A 16,804-nucleotide genomic window follows, 5' to 3' on the forward strand; every position below is an offset into this window, starting at 1 on the left:
AGACACGCCATGCATCCGGATCCGGCGGATGGATGTTCGATAGGAGGAATGACCATGTGCGCAGTCACATTACTTGTTCCGCTTTCATTGGGTTTGACGGCCGCGGGTTTGGCGGCGCTGATTTACAGCCTCTATTGGGTAAGCAAGCAATTCGCCCAGAGAGATTGCGGCGAGACGTTCGGCGCAGAGGTCGTCCGACGCCTCGATAAGCAGGCGGTTGGAGAGGTCGCTGATCTCGAACGAAACCTACGCGATCACAGTGACTGGAACAGTTCGGACTTCTCGACAGCACGGCCCCTGGGCATCAGCCTCGATTGAAAGGCCGACCTTCTGATGCCAGGTTCCGCGAGGCTCACAGGCATGACAGCCATTCGCCGTGCGGCGCCACGGGCGGCCTGATCCGCGCCGACCCGACGCTGACAAGCGTGATCCAGTTTCGCGCCGTCCGGGCGAAACTGGATCACGGGGTCCGCATCCGCAGAAGGATGAGGTCAGGGCGCAACCCCGATAAGCACGCACGTGCCCGCGTCGAGTGCGCTTACGCCGTGCGGAGACGGTGCTGGTTGACGGCTCATGAGTGGGCGAAAGACAGGCCGTTGAGTTTGTCTAATCCGCGCCGCCGCGCTAGGCAAAGCCGAAGCCATAAGGAAGCCCGCATGACCCTTTCGCCCTACCTTGTCGGCCTGATGACTGGGCTCAGCCTGATCATCGCCATCGGCGCGCAGAACGCTTTCGTGTTGCGCCACGGGCTGCGCGGCGAGCACGTTCTGGCGGTTTGCCTTACCTGCGCGCTATCCGACGCAATCCTGATCGTGCTGGGGGTGACAGGATTCGGACGGATCACCGCGCTTCTGCCCTGGCTGGCCGAGGTGATGCGCTATGCGGGTGCGGCCTTCCTGATCTGGTATGGCGCACGCAGCCTGCGTTCGGCCCTGTCCTCTGACGCGGCCCTTGTCGTCGAAGCGCGACGCAGCAGCGACGGTCCGGGGCGGACAATCCTCGCCTGCCTGGCGATTACCTGGCTGAATCCCCATGTCTGGCTGGATACGGTCGTGCTGTTGGGCGCAATCTCGACCCGGTTCGACGACGCCCGTTTCGCCTTTGCTGCGGGCGCCGTGTCGGGGTCGTTCCTGTTCTTCTTCGCTCTGGGCTATGGCGCGGCGCTTGTGCGTCCGGTCTTCGCGCGGCCCTCGTCCTGGCGGGCGCTGGAATTCGTGATCGCGCTGGTGATGTGGGGGATCGCAGCAGGCCTTTTGCTCGGGGCCTGACATGTTGTCAGGCGGCCGTAGCGGCGCGAATACCCAGCCAAGACGCAGCTTTGATTGCTTCAAACTTGCAAGTCATATCATCACTAACCATAGTTTATGATGATTACTTGGGAGTCATCGATACGAAGCTCCGGCGGCAAGGCCGCCGGAGCTTCCCCGCGGGGAAGGGTCACTCTATCTGATCGAGCATAGCCGCGACCGCCGCTTCCAGTTTGCGGCGGTCGATGGTCGAGAAGTCGCGGGCCAGACGGATCTCGAGGCGTCCGTCTGCAGCGATGCACTTGGCCGTTCCTTGCGCCCGTTGCAGCTGAAAGCTGGTCTTTGCTTTGACCGCCTCGCGCGGTTCGGGACCGGTTTTGGGCACGGTTACGCGTTCGGGCATCTCACCCCCCTGCCCCGCATAGCGGCGCAGCACGGCCAACTCGTCAGTAATCGACCGCGTATCCCAGTCACGCAGTTCCGACTTGATCGCCGCAACGATGCCCGGCACGTCGGACAGACGTTGCGCCAAAGCCAGCCCAAGCGCGCGCGGGATTTCCTGCGGATACATCAGGGTCTCGCCGAGCCTCTCGACCAGCGGGATGAAGTTCCGGATATAGCTTCGCTTCTGATAGCCGGCCGACTTGAACAGGATCGCCACCGCCTTTTCGGGGTCGCTCTCAGACGTCAGGGGGTCCATGGCGTAGTGCAAGGCCAATTGCGCCATTTCGGCGAACGAGATGTCCTTGCGGACCATGTTCTCGTCCACCATCCGGCGATAGAGGCTTTCCAGCGCATCCCCCCGCGCGGCAATCCCCGCCGGAATCCGGCCCCAGGTCTCGGCATCGCCGGTTTCGTCCAGAAGCTGTCGATAGGCCGACAAGCGGCGCCAGCCCTGGATCAGCTCGTAGCGGCCATCTTCGGTCGGCTCGACCCGGATCGGATTCGACAGGCCGATCTCGCGGATCGAAGCCACAAGCTCTGCCAGTTCGAAATCCGCAATGGGGCGCCGGTCGCGGATCAGTTTCTGCGTATCGATGGCATCCAGTGGGATCATGTCGGTAATCAGGCCTGCACGCTTCAAACGGACATGTTCTTGCGCAAGCGCGTCGTTTTCGGCGCGAATCCTGGCCTCGATCTCGGCCCGGTCACGCGCGGATTCCACCGTTTCCGAGATGGCCGCAGCCATCGGACCTCGACGCTGCTCCGCTCGCGGGGGCGCCTCGTTCTTCCCTGCGGGGAAGTCTGGAACATCGTCCTGCGGCAGATCGATATCAAACATGCGACGTTTGCGGCTCATGCCTGACCCTCCTGCTCGGCCCAGGCGCTCAGAACGTGGCCCCTGAACTCTTCATATGCCTGATCGAACGTCGCGCGCGCGCGACGCCATGTTCCCCGCGTCATCTCGCGATAATCAATCTCATAAATCGAGCTGAGAAAACGCCCGGATTGTTCGACGGCGCGCGTCAACTCGATCGGATGCTGCGCCACCCTGTCGCCAAACACCTGCCGAAAGGCGCCGAACATCGCCTGGTGCAGCTCGTTCGAAGGCTCATAGCGCGTCATGAGGAAGCGGATATCGGCAAAGACCTTCGGCAGCGCGATCTTCCCCGTGGGGAAGTTCTCGAAGCCATGGGACAGATCCTCCAGCGCCTCTGCAAGCTGTCCGATGAAGCTGGTTGTCGAATCGTATTCCCAATAACCGGGGCCGGAGGGGATATAGAGCATGTCCGCCGCAAAGACCGCGTTCATCGACTGATACCCGATGGCCGGGGGGCAATCGAACAGGATCAGGTCGTAGGCGTCGTCCGCAAGGGAATCGAGGAACCGCGACACCGCGCCAAAGAAGGTCCATTCCGGATTGAGATGGCGGTACTGGGCGCTGGCGAACTCGACAAAGGCGGCGTTCGCGCAGCTGGGAACGATGTCGATCGTCGGCCAGGCGGTCGGCTTGATGAAGTCGGCCACCCGCAACGAGCCAAGACCCATGTCGCGGATCGACGCCGGAAGCTTGCGTTGGGGCAGGGCGGTCCCGGACTCGGCACCGGCGCTCGCCGCGTTCATCCGGTCGGTCTCACGCTCCAGATCGCGGGCCATGATGCCCCAGACGGTATGGTCCTCGCCGACATCGGTCAGACCCATGGAATGTGACAGCGTCGCCTGGGGGTCGAAATCAACAACCAAGACCCGATACCCGTCCAGCGCCGCCGCATGGGCGAAGTGCAGCGCGACAGTGCTCTTGCCCGCGCCGCCCTTGAAATTGGCTATCGCTGCGCGAAAGGCACGCTTGCCTTCGGGGCGGGGGGGCATCAGGGACTTCTTGTTGACGCGGATGCGACGGCGCAGTTCGTTCACCTCTTCAAGGCTGAACCACCTTTGGCGGCCATCCTCCTCGACTTCCCCGAGGGGAAGGTTCGGATCGGCCGCGAGCTTGCCGCGAAATGTGGACTGGTTCATCCGAAAGATGAGCTCTGCCACCTCCCAACTCGAAAACCGGCGCAGGGTCTTCTCATTCGCGGGGCTGAAGGTCTGCCGCCGGATCCAGCCCTGCATCTTCAGCGATTGAGCCTGCAACCGTGAGAGGTCTTGATGGGTAAACATGATCTGCCTGTATTGAAGGACGCAAATTACTGCCGGCCTTCCTTTTACGCCTTATTTGCGCTTTTGGCAAAAGCGTTGTTGAATGAATCCAAGTTGGCGCGTTTTCCAGCGATTGCTGCCCGAATCGCCTCTGGACCAGGACCTGCCACACGCCGCGCAGCGCCGTCGTAATCGCTGCATATGGGGGACAAACCCGGGGGGCCACCCATCGATTGGGTGACATCAGCGTCGAAATAGGGGACATTCAGTGCGTCACCCTATACCATTAATACCGGATTCTTTTATCCTTTCGGAACGATGACCTGCGGCTTCCGGCAATCTGCTTGACAGAATCGTGTTTCAGGACGCTAATGACCGAAGAGCGATGAAAGACGTTTGAAAAGCGCCCTCAACATCGCCGCAGCAGCAACCGGCCAAGGGATCAACCCGGCCACCGGGCAGGAGCAGAGATGCAGGTCATCAAACCCGTCGGGCGTGACGCCGCGGCGAAGAAATACGACATCCTGTCGGCGCTGATGGCGCATGCCTTGGCCGGTGGCCCGGTCGCGCAACGACTGGTCCTGCGTCTCATGGCCCTGATCACCACCCGCTATAACTGGCAACGCGACGAATTATGCATGGGTCAGCGAGAGATAGCGCGTCTCTGGTGCGTGGACGAGCGAACGGTGAAGCGCGACATGGCGCAGCTGCGCGCGATGGGTTGGCTGCGCGTCAAACGGCAGGGGGCGCGGGGCAGGGTGTCGGTACTGGGCCTCGATCTGGAGCGGATCCTGCTGGATACGCGCCCGGCCTGGCCCAATATCGGCGAGGATTACGTCGCACGGATGGCCGAGCGCGGTGGCGAGGGGAACGCAGTTCCCCAGCCGGACGCCAATGTCGTTCCGTTTCGCAAGACCGTTCCTTCATCCGAGCCGGGGCTGTGGGGGCGGATGCGGTCGGTCCTGCATGCCGAGGATGCGGTGATCTACGGCGCCTGGTTTGCGCCCCTGATCGAGGTTGATCTGGCCGAGGGCGTGCTGACCCTCGCCGCGCCCTCGCGCTTTCACGCGACTTATCTGCGAACGCATCTGATGGGGCGGCTTGAAATGGCGGGGCGCAGGCTCGACCCCGCCCTCCGCAGCCTGCGGATCGAAGCGCCCTAGGGCGCTGGACAGGGCAGGGGGGCGGACTTAAGGCTTCGACATGCGGTTTGATCTGATCATCTTCGATTGCGACGGCGTGATCGCCGACAGCGAAATTCTGTCGGCCGAGGTGCTGATCGACCAACTGGCCGAACTGGGCATCACCGTCACGGCCGAGGATGTGCGCCGCGATTTTCTGGGGCGCAGTTTTCCCACCGTCGCAGCCGGCATCCGCGCGCGGACGGGCAGGGCGCTTCCCGCGGATTTCGAGGCCTCGTATCGCGCGCGCCTACTGGCTCGCTTCGAGACCGATCTGCGCGAGACGCCGGGTTTCTCGGACATGTTGGCGGATCTGGCGCGGCCCTGTTGCGTGGCAACCTCTTCCAGCCCGCCGCGCGTTGCCCGGACGCTGTCGGTGCTGGGCCTGACGGCCCGGTTCGGGACGCATGTCTTCACCGCCTCCGAGGTCGCACGGGGCAAGCCCGCGCCCGATCTGTTCCTGCATGCCGCCGCCCGGATGGGCGCGGCGCCGGACCGGGTTCTGGTGATCGAGGACAGCCCGCCCGGGATCGAGGCCGCTCGGGCAGCGGGGATGGCGGTCCTGCATTACGGCGGTGGCGCGCATCTTGCGCAGATCGCCGCGCCGACCGGCGTGCAAGGTTTTGCCGACTGGTCGCGCTTTGACGCCATCCTGCGCGCGATGGAGGGCGCATGACCCAGCCACCGACCCGCTTTACCCCCGAGGCCACGCGGCTGGACGACGCAGCGCGGGCAGGGTGGCTGTACTATGTTGCGGGCAACACCCAGGACGAGATCGCGCGCAAGCTGGGCGTCAGCCGCCAGAGCGCGCAGCGGCTGGTCGCCATGGCCGTGTCCGAGCGGCTGATCAAGGTGCGGCTGGATCACCCGATCGGGCGCTGCATGGACCTGGCCGCGCGCCTGTCCGAGCGCTACGGGCTGGCCGGCTGCGAGGTCGTGCCCTCGGACCCGGAAGCGCCGGACCTGCTGACCGGGCTTGCCATCGCTGCCGCCGCCCTGCTGGAGCGCGTGCTGAAATCGCCCGAAAGGCGCGTCATCAGCCTGGGCACCGGACGCAACCTGCGCGCCATGGTCGAGCAGCTGCCCCGCATGTCCTGCCCGCAGCATGTCGTCGTCTCGCGCCTGGGAAACATGATGGAGGACGGTTCGGCCACCGCCTATAACGCGACGATCCGGCTGGCCGACCGGATCGGCGCCCCGCATTACCCCTATCCCTTGCCGGTCCTGGCGCCCGATCCGCAGGCCCTGGCCGCGATGCAGGCGCAGAAGGGCGCGCGGAACACGATCAGCCTGTGCGAGAATGCCGACCTTTCGCTGGTGGGCGTGGGTCAGATGGACCCGACCGCACCGCTGCATGTGGACGGCTTCCTGTCTGCCGCGGAACTGGACGAGTTGGCTCGCGCCGGCGCAGTGGGCGAGATCACCTCGTGGGTCTATGACGGGGCAGGGCGGGTGCTGGATTGCGCCTTCAACCGCCGCGTCGCCTCGGCCCCGCTGCCTGCCGCGCCGGAACGGCCGGTCTGGGCGGTCGCGTCGGGCCAGACCAAGCTGCCGGCGATTCGCGCGGCGCTGATCGGGCGGCTCGTGAACGGGCTGATCACGTCAGAGGCGACGGCCGAGCGGCTGCTGGCCTGACCGTCGATAATCGCTGAAAAAGCAGTGAATTTCACGCGCCTCCATCATGGGCGTTGACAAGCTGTGTCTTCGCGCTGAATATTTGCCCATCGGAAGGGCAAATGCCCATCCGCAAGGGAGGATAGCATGAAGACGACATTCCGCGCCCTTCTGGGCGCCACGGCGCTGTGCGCCGCAGGCAGCGTCGCCGCGCAAGAGAACGTGACGCTGACGATCGCCACGGTGAACAATGGCGACATGATCCGCATGCAGGCGCTCACCTCGGACTTCACCGAAAAGCACCCCGGCATCAGCGTCGAGTGGGTCACGCTGGAGGAAAACGTCCTGCGTCAGCGCGTCACCACCGACATCGCCACCCGCGGCGGGCAATATGACGTGATGACCATCGGGACCTACGAGGTTCCGATCTGGGGCGAACAGGGCTGGCTGGTCTCGTTGAACGACCTGCCCGAGGAATGGGATGCCGATGATCTGCTGCCCGCGATCCGGGGCGGCCTGACGGTGGATGGCGAGCTTTACGCCGCGCCCTTCTATGGCGAAAGCTCGATGGTGATGTATCGCCGCGACCTGATGGAGGCCGCAGGGCTGGAGATGCCCGAGGCGCCCAGCTGGGACTTCATCAAGGAAGCCGCCGCCGCCATGACCGACCGCGACGCCGAGGTCTATGGCATCTGCCTGCGCGGCAAGGCGGGCTGGGGCGAGAACATGGCCTTTCTGACCGCGATGGCCAACAGCTACGGCGCGCGCTGGTTCGACGAGGAATGGACCCCTCAGTTCGACAGCCCGGAATGGCGCGCGACGCTGGACGATTACCTGATGCTGCTGAACGAATACGGCCCTCCGGGTGCGGCGAATAACGGCTTCAACGAGAACCTCGCGCTGTTCCAGCAGGGCAAGTGCGGCATGTGGATCGACGCCACGGTCGCGGCCAGCTTCGTGACGAACCCCGCCGATTCGACCGTGGCCGACAGCGTGGGCTTCGCGCTGGCGCCCGATAACGGGCTGGGCAAGCGTGGCAACTGGCTGTGGGCCTGGTCGCTTGGCATTCCGGCGGGCAGCCAGAAGGTCGATGCCGCCAAGCAGTTCGTGGCCTGGGCGACCTCCAAGGAATACACCGCGCTGGTGGCCGAACGCGAGGGCTGGGCGAACGTGCCGCCGGGCACCCGGCAGTCGCTTTACGACAATCCCGAATATGCCTCGGTTCCGTTCGCCCAGATGACCCTGGACAGCATCAACGCCGCCGATCCGACCAACCCGACGGTTGATCCGGTCCCCTATACCGGCGTGCAATTCGTGGCGATCCCGGAATTCCAGGGCATCGGCACGGCGGTCGGCCAGCAATTCGCCGCCGCCCTGGCGGGGCAGGCCACGGCCGAACAGGCGCTGTCGAACGCGCAGGCCCTGACCACGCGCGAGATGACCCGCGCGGGCTATCCCAAGTAAGGCGCGCCAGAACGCCTGAGGGGGCGCGCGCCCTCGTTCTGAAAGCGCGCCCCCATCCCTGACGCAAACGACCTGCCAGAGGTGCCTGCATGTCAACCAAGGCTTCACGCACGGCCGCAAGGCTGATGATCTCGCCCGCCGTGATCCTGCTGCTCGGCTGGATGATCGTGCCGCTGTCGATGACGCTGTATTTCTCGTTCCTGCGCTACAACCTGTTGATGCCCGGCATGGAAAGCTGGGCGGGTTTCGAGAATTACCATTACTTCTTCACCGATCCCGCCTTCATGGCCGCGCTGCGCAACACGCTGGTGCTGGTCGCGGGCGTGCTGACCATCACGGTGATCGGCGGCATCCTGATCGCGCTGCTTCTGGACCAGCCCTTCTGGGGGCAGGGCATCGTGCGGCTGCTGGTGCTGGCGCCCTTCTTCGTGATGCCCACCGTCTCGGCGCTGGTCTGGAAGAACATGTTCATGAACCCCGTGAACGGGGTCTTTGCCTGGCTGGCGCGCAGCGTCGGGTTGCAACCCTATGATTTCCTGACCCATGCGCCGCTGGCCTCGATCATCGGCATCGTGGCCTGGCAATGGCTGCCCTTTGCCGCGCTGATCCTGCTGACCGCGCTGCAATCGCTGAACAGCGAACAGATGGAGGCCGCCGAGATGGACGGGGCAGGGCCCTTGGCGCGGTTCTGGTTCATCACCCTGCCGCATCTGGCGCGCGCCATCACGGTTGTGATCCTGATTCAGACGATCTTCCTGCTGTCGATCTTCGCCGAGATCCTGGTGACGACGAATGGCGGACCCGGCACGGCCAGCACCAACCTGACGTTTCTGGTCTACATGCAGTCGCTGCTGCAATTCGACGTGGGCCTTGGTTCGGCGGGCGGGGTCGTGGCGATCATCCTGGCCAATATCGTGGCGATCTTCCTGATGCGGATGATCGGCAAGAACCTCGACGCGTAAGGAGGAACACATGCCCCGTGCCGTCACCAATCGCCGCAAGGCCGTCACCACGCTGATCGCCTGGACCATCGGCCTGCTCATCTTCTTTCCGATCCTCTGGACCGTACTGACCAGCTTCAAGACCGAAGCCGACGCCATCGCCATCCCGCCGAAATTCCTGAACTTCGACTGGACCCTGGCCAATTACGTCACCGTGCAGGAGCGGTCGAACTATTTCCGGCACTTCTGGAACTCGGTCGTGATCTCGCTTGGCTCGACGCTGATCGGCCTGCTGATCGCGATCCCCGCCGCATGGTCGATGGCCTTCGTGCCGGGGCGGCGGACGCGCGACATCCTGATGTGGATGCTGTCCACCAAGATGCTGCCCGCCGTCGGCGTGCTGGTGCCGATCTATCTGCTGGCGCGCGATACCGGGCTGCTGGACACGCGCATCCTGCTGGTCTTCGTGCTGACGCTGATCAACCTGCCGATCATCGTCTGGATGCTCTATACCTATTTCCGCGAGATCCCGGCCGAGATCCTGGAGGCCGCGCGAATGGACGGCGCGACCCTGCGCTACGAGATCCTCTATGTGCTGACGCCCATGGCGATCCCCGGCATCGCCTCGACGCTGCTTCTGAACGTGATCCTGGCCTGGAACGAGGCCTTCTGGACGCTGAATCTGACCGCCGCGCGATCCGCGCCGCTGACGGCCTTCATCGCCAGCTATTCCTCGCCCGAGGGGCTGTTCTACGCCAAGCTCTCGGCGGCCTCGACCATGGCGATCGCGCCGATCCTGATCCTGGGCTGGTTCAGCCAGAAACAACTTGTCCGCGGCCTGACTTTCGGCGCGGTGAAATAAGGGGCCATCATGGGACGCATCACCCTTGAGAACGTGACCAAGAAATTCGGCGAGGTCGAGGTGATCCCGCCGCTTGATCTGGACATCAATGACGGTGAATTCGTGGTCTTCGTCGGGCCTTCGGGCTGCGGGAAATCGACCCTCTTGCGCCTGATCGCGGGGCTTGAGGATACGTCCGGCGGGCGCATCCTGATCGACGGCAAGGACGCGACCGCCCTGCCGCCTGCGCGGCGCGGGCTGGCGATGGTATTCCAGAGCTACGCGCTTTATCCGCATATGTCGGTCAGGAAGAACATTGCCTTTCCGATGCGGATGGCGGGCATCCCGCAGGACGAACAGAACCGCCGGATCGAGGCCGCGGCCAAGGCGCTGAACCTGACCGATTATCTGGACCGCCGCCCCGGCCAGCTGTCGGGCGGCCAGCGCCAGCGCGTCGCCATCGGCCGGGCCATCGTGCGCGAGCCCTCGGCGTTCCTGTTCGACGAGCCCTTGTCGAACCTCGACGCGGCCCTGCGCGTGGGGATGCGGCTGGAAATCAGCGAGCTGCACAACCGGCTGAAGACCACGATGGTTTATGTGACCCATGATCAGGTCGAGGCGATGACCATGGCCGACAAGATCGTGGTCCTGCATGCGGGCCGCATCGAACAGGTCGGCAGCCCGATGGAGCTTTACCGCGCGCCGAAAAACCTGTTCGTCGCGGGCTTCATCGGCAGCCCCCGGATGAACCTGCTGACCGGACCCGTCGCCGCCGAACATGGCGCCGCGACCATCGGCATCCGGCCCGAACATATCGGCGTCTCGGCCACCGAAGGCGCGTGGAAAGGCCGGATCGGCGTCAGCGAGCATCTGGGCAGCGACACGTTCTTCTATGTCGAGGACACCGGTCTGGCCGAGACGATCACCGTGCGCGCGGGCGGCGAGATTGACCTGCATCATGGCGACACCGTCTGGCTGACGCCCGACCTGTCGAAACTGCACCGCTTTGACGACCGGGGCCTGCGGCTGCCCTGACCGCCCGCTTTTTTCGCAAACCTTGGCCCGGCCGCATCGGCGGCCCGGCGCCGCATGACGAAAGGTCCGACCATGGCCATCCCCCTGACCGAGGCCGCTCTGGCCCAATTGCCCGACGGCGTCGCGCGCCCCTCCTATGATCGCGCCCGCCTGACGCCTGGCATCCTGCATGTGGGCGTGGGCAATTTCCACCGCGCGCATCTGGCCTGGTATCTGGACCGTCTGTTCGCCTTGGGCGAGGGGCATGACTGGGCGCTGATCGGCGCGGGCGTGCGCGCGGGCGATCAGGCGATGCGGGATCGGCTGGCGCGGCAAGACTGGCTGAGCACGCTGGTCGAGCTGGACCCGGCGGGCCTTTCGGCGCGCATTCTGGGACCGATGATCGATTTCGCCGCCGTCGAACCGCAGGCCGTGATCGCCGCCATGTCGGACCCGCGCATCCGCATCGTTTCGCTGACGATCACCGAGGGCGGCTATTTCGTGGATGCGCTGAGCGACGGCTTTGACGCCGCGCATCCCGACATCCGGCATGACGCCGCCCATCCCGACGCGCCGCGCACGGTCTTTGGCATGATGCTGGCGGCGATCCGTGCGCGCAGGGCAGGCGGGATCGCCCCCTTCACGGTGCTGTCCTGTGACAACCTGCCGGAAAACGGCCATGTCGCGGCGCGCACGCTGGCGGGCCTTGCCCGGCTTTCCGACCCCGCGCTGGCCGACTGGATCGAGGCGCATATGGCCTTTCCGAACTCGATGGTCGATTGCATCACCCCTGCGACCAGCGACCGCGAACGCACGCTGGTGCGCGACCGCTTCGGCATCGATGACGCCGCCCCCGTCGTCTGCGAACCCTTCCGGCAATGGGTGCTGGAGGACAATTTCCCCCAGGGCCGCCCCGCGCTGGAGAAGGTGGGCGTCGAATTCGTTGCCGATGTCGCGCGCCACGAGCTGATGAAGCTGCGCATCCTGAATGGCGGCCATGCGGCGATCGCCTATGCCTCGGCGCTTCTGGGCCATCACTTCGTCCATGACGCCATGGCCGATCCCGACATCCGCGACTGGCTGATCGCGCTGGAAACGCGCGAGATCATCCCGACCCTTGCCCCCATTCCGGGCGTGGATTACGGCGCCTATCTGGACCTCATCGTCTCGCGCTTCTCGAATCCGCGGATCGGGGACACGATCCCGCGCCTGTGTCTGGATGGGTCGAACCGGCAGCCGAAATTCATCCTGCCGACCCTGCGTGACCGTCTGGCGGCGGGCCTGCCGGTCGAGGGGCTGGCGTTGGAGGTGGCGCTGTGGTGCCGCTATTGCGAGGGCGCGACCGAGACGGGCGAGCCCATCGCACCGAACGACGACGCCCACGAGATCCTTCGCCGCCACGCGCTGACCGCGCGGGACGATCCGGCGGCCTTTCTGGCCAACGCCGCCGTTTTCGGCGAACTGGGCGCTGATCCCACCCTGCGCTCGGCCTTCGCCGATCAGCTGAACCACCTGCGCCAAGGCGGTGTGCGCGCCGCCCTGACCCGCTATCGCGACGCGCGCTGACGCGCGATCCGTTACGATTCTGCCCGGCATTCGCGCAACTCAGGCGTTTGTCGGGCATCTATTCCAACAACCAAGTTCATCAGTCCCACGAAGCCAGAGGATTCCCCGCGGAATCGCTTTGCTTCGTGATTTTTTTGTCATGCATGAACGGTAGGGTTCACCGATGAAGCCCGCGATATTAAACTGAACAGAATAGTATTCTTTTGGTTGACGGAGGATTAGAGCAGACATAAGGCTTGGGCCGGGCGCGGTCCGGATGATGTGGTGAAGAGTCGTCGGTTGATCGTTCCCCCCTCGGTTCCGGGGCGAGCATGTTGAAGTGAGAGGTCCGTCCGCGATGGGTGCCGAAGGTCAGAATTACGCGCTGTTCGTCGATCCCGATATTTCTGCCGATTGCCGCAATCTTCTGCCCTCGGGCATGGTCGTGCTGGGCTCTGCCGATGCGGACGAACCCGCGCCGGCGCCGGGCCGGTCCTGTCTGGCGGCCCTTGTCTCGCCCCTGAACGCGCCCGGCTGGCGGGTGCGGTTGCGCGAAAAGGGCCTGGCCGATCTGCCAGTGATCGAGGTCGATCCCGCCTCACCCGAGCGCGCCAGCCAGAACCTGTTCGGGCTGCTCAGCCAGCGGATGCAGGCAGCCGAACGCGAGTTGGGCGAGATGCGCGCGGCCTCGGCCATGCTGCGCCGCGAGGGGCAGTCGGACAAGACCCGCTTTCGCGCCATCGAAAGCTTCCTTTACGCCCTGGGCGAGCCGCAGATCGCGCGCAGCCTGTCCTGGGATCCGACCGGCGTGATCGGTCACATGACGCGCGACACCGTGCTGGTCCAGCGCCTGCCCATCGACGCGGTCAGCATCACGGCGGTCGATCTGTGGCTGCCCGACCTGCCGCGTAACCGCGATCTGGGCCTGACGGTCGCCGTGATCGACGCCAAGGGCGAAACGCTGGAGATGACCGAGGCCTATGGCGGGCAGGAAACACGCTCGGGCTGGGTGCGCTATCTGCTGGACGCGCCCCTGCCGGGCGATCCGCGCAATTGCTCGCTGATGCTGCGCTATACGGGGGCGGCGCGGCTGGCGGTGGGGATGGGGCCGCGCGTGCCCGATCCGCGCTTTGCCGCCAAGGGCGACGGCTTCGACAGCGACATGGTGCTGGCGCTGCGCGTCTGGAAGGCGGTCGCGGGCGCCTCGCTGCCGGACGAGCCGCTGGTCCTGCACTCGCCCCTTGGCGACGGGCGCCATGCGCGCTTCCTGTCGGCGGGCGAACTGCCCGAGCCGGAGCTGTTCGCCAAGCCCGCCTCGGCCACCGACTATGTCACCGCCGATTACTGGGAAAACGAGGATGCGATCATGGTCCATCCCTCGCGCAGCGGCCCGGTCTGCGCGGTGCTGCGCGATGTCGCGCTGCCGAAGCTGAGCCACATCACCGCCGTCGTGACGGTGGGCCATCCGCAGGCGCCGAACCTGAACCTTGCCGTGGGCGTGGCCCCGGCCGGGCTGGTCGGGCGCGACGGCTTCTGGCAGGGCCGCATCGGCCCCTGGGTTCACGGCCTGCCCGCGCTTGGCTGGGCGCAGGCGCATTGCGTCCCGTCCGAGCCGATCCGCGACCGGGCCGACATCTTCCTTGCCGCCTCGCTGGCCCATGACGGGCCGAACGACCTCAGCTGGGCGCTGTTCAGGGGCCTGCGGGTCGTGACCGGCGCGCCGCTGGACGAGGCCGAGGAATGACCCCCGCCCGCCCCTGGCATGTGACGGTCATCATCCCGGTCAAGGGGCATCCGGTCCTGATCGACGACGCCATCGCCTCGGTCGAGCGCGAGCTGGAGGCCGGCGTGATCCGCCGCCTGATCGTGGTCGAGGATGGCTGCACACACGAGGAAACCCGCCGCGCCATGGCCGCATGGCAGGCGCTGCTGGGCGCGTCGATGATGGTCCTGCATACAGAGAATGGCGGCCTCAGCCGGGCGCGCAACCGCGGGATCGCGGCGGCGTTGGATCTGGACCCCGATCTTGATGCGATCTTCCTGCTGGACGCCGACAACATGCTGGCCGAAGGCGCGGGCGCGCGGATGGGCCATCTGCTGTCGGGCTGGAAAGAGGCCGACTGGTTCTATCCCGATTTCGATTTCTTCGGCCAGAACGGCCACTACATCACCGAACCGAAATTCGACCTGCTGCTGGCCGCCGAGGCCAATCCCTGCGACGCGGGCAGCCTGATCCGGCGCCGGGTGCTGGATGCGGGCGTGCGCTTCGACGAAGGGATGAGGCAGGGCTACGAGGATTGGGACTTCTGGCTTCAGGCCGCCCGCCTGGGCTTTCGGGGCCGTTCGGCGCGCCAGCCCTTGCTGCATTACCGCAAGCGCCCGGTCAGCATGCTCAGCCGGTCCCATGCGCAGGATGGCGAATTGCGCCGCTACCTGCACCGCAAGCATGACTGGCTTTACCGCCTGCCCGAACTGGTCGCGCTGGAGGCCGAGCATTTCCCCCGCTTCGCCCTGATCGAGGGTGAAGGCCGCAAGGTGACGCTCTGCGTCGATCCGCTGGCGCCCAAGGGGGGCGACTGGCGCGCGCTGGAACGGATGATCATGGCGCATCTGGCCGATCCCCACGCCAATCACGCGCCCGCCTATCTGGTCTTTCTGCGCGAGGGCGTGGCCGACCATCTGACGCGGATGCGGTTGATCCATGCGATGCTCTGGACCTGCGAGCGCCGCGTCGAGCGTTCGGGCCGCGACATGGAGCTGTTCTTTCTGGATCACAGCGACGATGGCAGCCTGTCGCTTGTCACCGATGGCGGCAATCCCGAACGGCCCGCCGATGCGATCTGCCTGTCCATCTCGGCGCTGGAGCGGATGGTGCGCGACCCCGACGAGGATTGGCTGCGCCGTCTCGACAGCCTGCCCCTGCCTTGCGAAACGGAAAGCTGGTCGATCCGCTGTCCGCATTGGCTGCTAGAAAGCGGCGGCAGCACCAGCGCGGCCGAGATCATGCGCGCGGCCCTTCTGTCGCTGGCGCGCAGCCCGTGGCGCGGGGCGCTGGCGCAGGACTGGAACTGGCGCGCCCCCGGCGGCGCCATCCGGCGCGAGCGCGTCGTCCAGATCCCGCGCGGCGCGGTCGAGGGCGGCATCGCCATGCCGCTGCTGAAGCACGATGATGTCCGCGACATCGGCATCGTGCTGCCGATCTTCAGTTTCGGCGGGGTTGAGAAGGTCGCTGCCAACATCGCGCGCGAATTGCAGGCCGATGGCTACCGGCTGCATCTGTTCGTCATCAGCGACCGCCCCATCCATGCCGAGCCCTGGGCGCTCGAGCCGTTCTCGACCGTGAACTGGCTGCCCGACGCCGATGCCCTGGACTGGAGCGGCGAGGAATATCTGGGCACCGCAGAACCCGCCTGGGGCGGCGGCATGCAGGCGCCCGACCTGCTGGGGTTGCTGGCCTCGATGGATGCGGTGATCAACGCGCATTCGGGGGCTCTGCACAAAGTCGCCGACGGGCTGCGGCGGCGGGGCGTGCTGATGATCGACCACGAGCATCTGGTTGAGCAGAGCACCTATGGGCGCGGCTATGGCCCCCCCCATCTGGCGCTGGCTTATGAGCAGGCCTACGATCTGTTCCTGACCTGCTCGGAAACGCTGCGGCTGTGGATGCACGGCAATGGCATCCCGGCCGAGAAGCTGATCGCCGTGCCGAACGCGCCGGGCTATCCGATGAGCGCGGCCGAACAGCGCTGCATCACCGGTTTCCGCGGCAATCCGCATGGCCGCCGCGCGCCCTTGCGGGTGCTGTTTCTGGGGCGGTTCGATCGGCAAAAGGGCATCCGGCGGCTCTGCACGATCTACAACGTGCTGGCTGAAAGGCTGCCGCAGGTCGATCTGACCATCGCCGGGCGCGCCGTGGTCGAGGATCAGGGCCAGCAGCTGAGCTGGCCGCCTCAGGTCCGCTTTCTGGGTCCGGTGCTGGGCCCCGAGGCGCTGACGCGGCTTCTGACCCAGACCGACATCCTGGTCCTGCCGTCCTATTTCGAGGGGCTGCCGCTGTCCGTCCTTGAGGCGCAGCGCTGCGGCGTCGTGGTGCTGGCCGCCGAGGCTGGCGCCCTGCACGAGGCGATCGACGAGGGCCGCACGGGCTTCATCGTTCCCCAGGACGAATGCGAACGCCACATGATCGACCGGATCCTGGCGCTGGACCGCGACCGCGACCTGCTGGCCGAGATCAGCGCCCGGACGGCCGGCCACAGCCGCACTTGGCGCGATGCGACCACGACCCTGCGCGGCTGGTTGCAGGAACGTCTGCCCCTTTCCCCTCCGGTTGCCGAACGGCAGCCTCGTTCCCTCCACCTGACCTGAACGGATTGACCA

General features: G+C 65.7%; 14 protein-coding genes. 12 read left to right on the forward strand and 2 right to left on the reverse strand.

Translation table 11 applies throughout. From position 1 onward, the window contains the following. Positions 1-54: 54 nt before the first annotated feature. Together ACTZWU_RS09020 and ACTZWU_RS09025 are read left to right on the forward strand one after the other, a co-directional pair. The gene (locus ACTZWU_RS09020) at positions 55-318 is read left to right on the forward strand and encodes a hypothetical protein (protein ID WP_444737019.1); all 264 of its coding nucleotides are present in this window, start codon (positions 55-57) and stop codon (positions 316-318) included. A gap of 338 nt (positions 319-656) precedes the next feature. Further along, on the forward strand, positions 657-1,268 hold the full coding sequence (locus tag ACTZWU_RS09025; protein WP_444737020.1) for a LysE/ArgO family amino acid transporter: 612 nt from the start codon (positions 657-659) through the stop codon (positions 1,266-1,268). 169 nt (positions 1,269-1,437) lie between these two features. On the opposite strand, the gene ACTZWU_RS09030 is transcribed toward ACTZWU_RS09025, so the two are convergent. Together ACTZWU_RS09030 and ACTZWU_RS09035 are read right to left on the reverse strand one after the other, a co-directional pair. Then, complete coding sequence (locus tag ACTZWU_RS09030; RefSeq protein WP_444737021.1) at positions 1,438-2,547, reverse strand: ParB/RepB/Spo0J family partition protein; 1,110 nt, start codon at positions 2,545-2,547, stop codon at positions 1,438-1,440. Then, positions 2,544-3,848 carry an AAA family ATPase gene (locus ACTZWU_RS09035; protein WP_444737022.1) on the reverse strand — a complete coding sequence of 435 codons (1,305 nt, stop codon included), beginning with the start codon at positions 3,846-3,848 and terminating at the stop codon, positions 2,544-2,546. The genes ACTZWU_RS09030 and ACTZWU_RS09035 overlap by 4 nt, the downstream gene beginning before the upstream one ends. 449 nt (positions 3,849-4,297) lie before the next feature. Here ACTZWU_RS09035 and ACTZWU_RS09040 point away from each other — a divergent pair, with 449 nt between their 5' ends. The 10 genes from ACTZWU_RS09040 to ACTZWU_RS09085 all read left to right on the forward strand — a co-directional run bounded on the left by ACTZWU_RS09040 (position 4,298) and on the right by ACTZWU_RS09085 (position 16,792). After that, positions 4,298-4,990 (forward strand): hypothetical protein, encoded by a 693-nt coding sequence (locus ACTZWU_RS09040; protein ID WP_444737023.1) that lies wholly within the window; start codon positions 4,298-4,300, stop codon positions 4,988-4,990. A gap of 40 nt (positions 4,991-5,030) precedes the next feature. Continuing rightward, positions 5,031-5,684, forward strand: coding sequence for an HAD family hydrolase (locus ACTZWU_RS09045; protein WP_444737024.1), 654 nt, complete (start codon positions 5,031-5,033; stop codon positions 5,682-5,684). Further along, a complete protein-coding gene (locus ACTZWU_RS09050) occupies positions 5,681-6,643 on the forward strand; it encodes a sugar-binding transcriptional regulator (protein ID WP_444737025.1) in 963 nt (320 codons plus the stop codon). Before ACTZWU_RS09045 ends, ACTZWU_RS09050 begins: the two co-directional genes overlap by 4 nt. Positions 6,644-6,769: 126 nt before the next feature. Beyond that, the gene (locus tag ACTZWU_RS09055; RefSeq protein WP_444737026.1) at positions 6,770-8,086 is read left to right on the forward strand and encodes an ABC transporter substrate-binding protein; all 1,317 of its coding nucleotides are present in this window, start codon (positions 6,770-6,772) and stop codon (positions 8,084-8,086) included. A gap of 89 nt (positions 8,087-8,175) precedes the next feature. Continuing rightward, positions 8,176-9,048 (forward strand): carbohydrate ABC transporter permease, encoded by an 873-nt coding sequence (locus ACTZWU_RS09060; protein WP_444737027.1) that lies wholly within the window; start codon positions 8,176-8,178, stop codon positions 9,046-9,048. Positions 9,049-9,058: 10 nt separating this feature from the next. After that, positions 9,059-9,889, forward strand: a complete 831-nt coding sequence (locus tag ACTZWU_RS09065) for a carbohydrate ABC transporter permease (protein WP_444737028.1) — start codon at positions 9,059-9,061, stop codon at positions 9,887-9,889. A gap of 9 nt (positions 9,890-9,898) precedes the next feature. Then, a complete protein-coding gene (locus tag ACTZWU_RS09070) occupies positions 9,899-10,903 on the forward strand; it encodes an ABC transporter ATP-binding protein (protein WP_444737029.1) in 1,005 nt (334 codons plus the stop codon). Between the two features lie 72 nt (positions 10,904-10,975). Then, on the forward strand, positions 10,976-12,448 hold the full coding sequence (locus ACTZWU_RS09075; RefSeq protein WP_444737030.1) for a mannitol dehydrogenase family protein: 1,473 nt from the start codon (positions 10,976-10,978) through the stop codon (positions 12,446-12,448). A 337-nt stretch (positions 12,449-12,785) separates the two neighbouring features. Continuing rightward, positions 12,786-14,171, forward strand: a complete 1,386-nt coding sequence (locus tag ACTZWU_RS09080) for a DUF6212 domain-containing protein (protein WP_444737031.1) — start codon at positions 12,786-12,788, stop codon at positions 14,169-14,171. After that, positions 14,168-16,792, forward strand: a complete 2,625-nt coding sequence (locus ACTZWU_RS09085; protein ID WP_444737032.1) for a glycosyltransferase — start codon at positions 14,168-14,170, stop codon at positions 16,790-16,792. Before ACTZWU_RS09080 ends, ACTZWU_RS09085 begins: the two co-directional genes overlap by 4 nt. The last annotated feature ends 12 nt before the right edge of the window (positions 16,793-16,804 follow it).

The organism is Paracoccus sp. NSM (assembly GCF_052379855.1).
Taxonomy (GTDB): domain Bacteria; phylum Pseudomonadota; class Alphaproteobacteria; order Rhodobacterales; family Rhodobacteraceae; genus Paracoccus.

What these genes read in the sequence shown, in the direction of transcription:
- ACTZWU_RS09020 (WP_444737019.1), top strand. Translation starts at nt 55, where the DNA reads ATGTGCGCAGTCACATTACTTGTTCCGCTTTCATTGGGTTTGACGGCC.
- ACTZWU_RS09025 (WP_444737020.1), top strand. Translation starts at nt 657, where the DNA reads ATGACCCTTTCGCCCTACCTTGTCGGCCTGATGACTGGGCTCAGCCTG.
- ACTZWU_RS09030 (WP_444737021.1), bottom strand. Translation starts at nt 2,547, where the DNA reads ATGAGCCGCAAACGTCGCATGTTTGATATCGATCTGCCGCAGGACGAT.
- ACTZWU_RS09035 (WP_444737022.1), bottom strand. Translation starts at nt 3,848, where the DNA reads ATGTTTACCCATCAAGACCTCTCACGGTTGCAGGCTCAATCGCTGAAG.
- ACTZWU_RS09040 (WP_444737023.1), top strand. Translation starts at nt 4,298, where the DNA reads ATGCAGGTCATCAAACCCGTCGGGCGTGACGCCGCGGCGAAGAAATAC.
- ACTZWU_RS09045 (WP_444737024.1), top strand. Translation starts at nt 5,031, where the DNA reads ATGCGGTTTGATCTGATCATCTTCGATTGCGACGGCGTGATCGCCGAC.
- ACTZWU_RS09050 (WP_444737025.1), top strand. Translation starts at nt 5,681, where the DNA reads ATGACCCAGCCACCGACCCGCTTTACCCCCGAGGCCACGCGGCTGGAC.
- ACTZWU_RS09055 (WP_444737026.1), top strand. Translation starts at nt 6,770, where the DNA reads ATGAAGACGACATTCCGCGCCCTTCTGGGCGCCACGGCGCTGTGCGCC.
- ACTZWU_RS09060 (WP_444737027.1), top strand. Translation starts at nt 8,176, where the DNA reads ATGTCAACCAAGGCTTCACGCACGGCCGCAAGGCTGATGATCTCGCCC.
- ACTZWU_RS09065 (WP_444737028.1), top strand. Translation starts at nt 9,059, where the DNA reads ATGCCCCGTGCCGTCACCAATCGCCGCAAGGCCGTCACCACGCTGATC.
- ACTZWU_RS09070 (WP_444737029.1), top strand. Translation starts at nt 9,899, where the DNA reads ATGGGACGCATCACCCTTGAGAACGTGACCAAGAAATTCGGCGAGGTC.
- ACTZWU_RS09075 (WP_444737030.1), top strand. Translation starts at nt 10,976, where the DNA reads ATGGCCATCCCCCTGACCGAGGCCGCTCTGGCCCAATTGCCCGACGGC.
- ACTZWU_RS09080 (WP_444737031.1), top strand. Translation starts at nt 12,786, where the DNA reads ATGGGTGCCGAAGGTCAGAATTACGCGCTGTTCGTCGATCCCGATATT.
- ACTZWU_RS09085 (WP_444737032.1), top strand. Translation starts at nt 14,168, where the DNA reads ATGACCCCCGCCCGCCCCTGGCATGTGACGGTCATCATCCCGGTCAAG.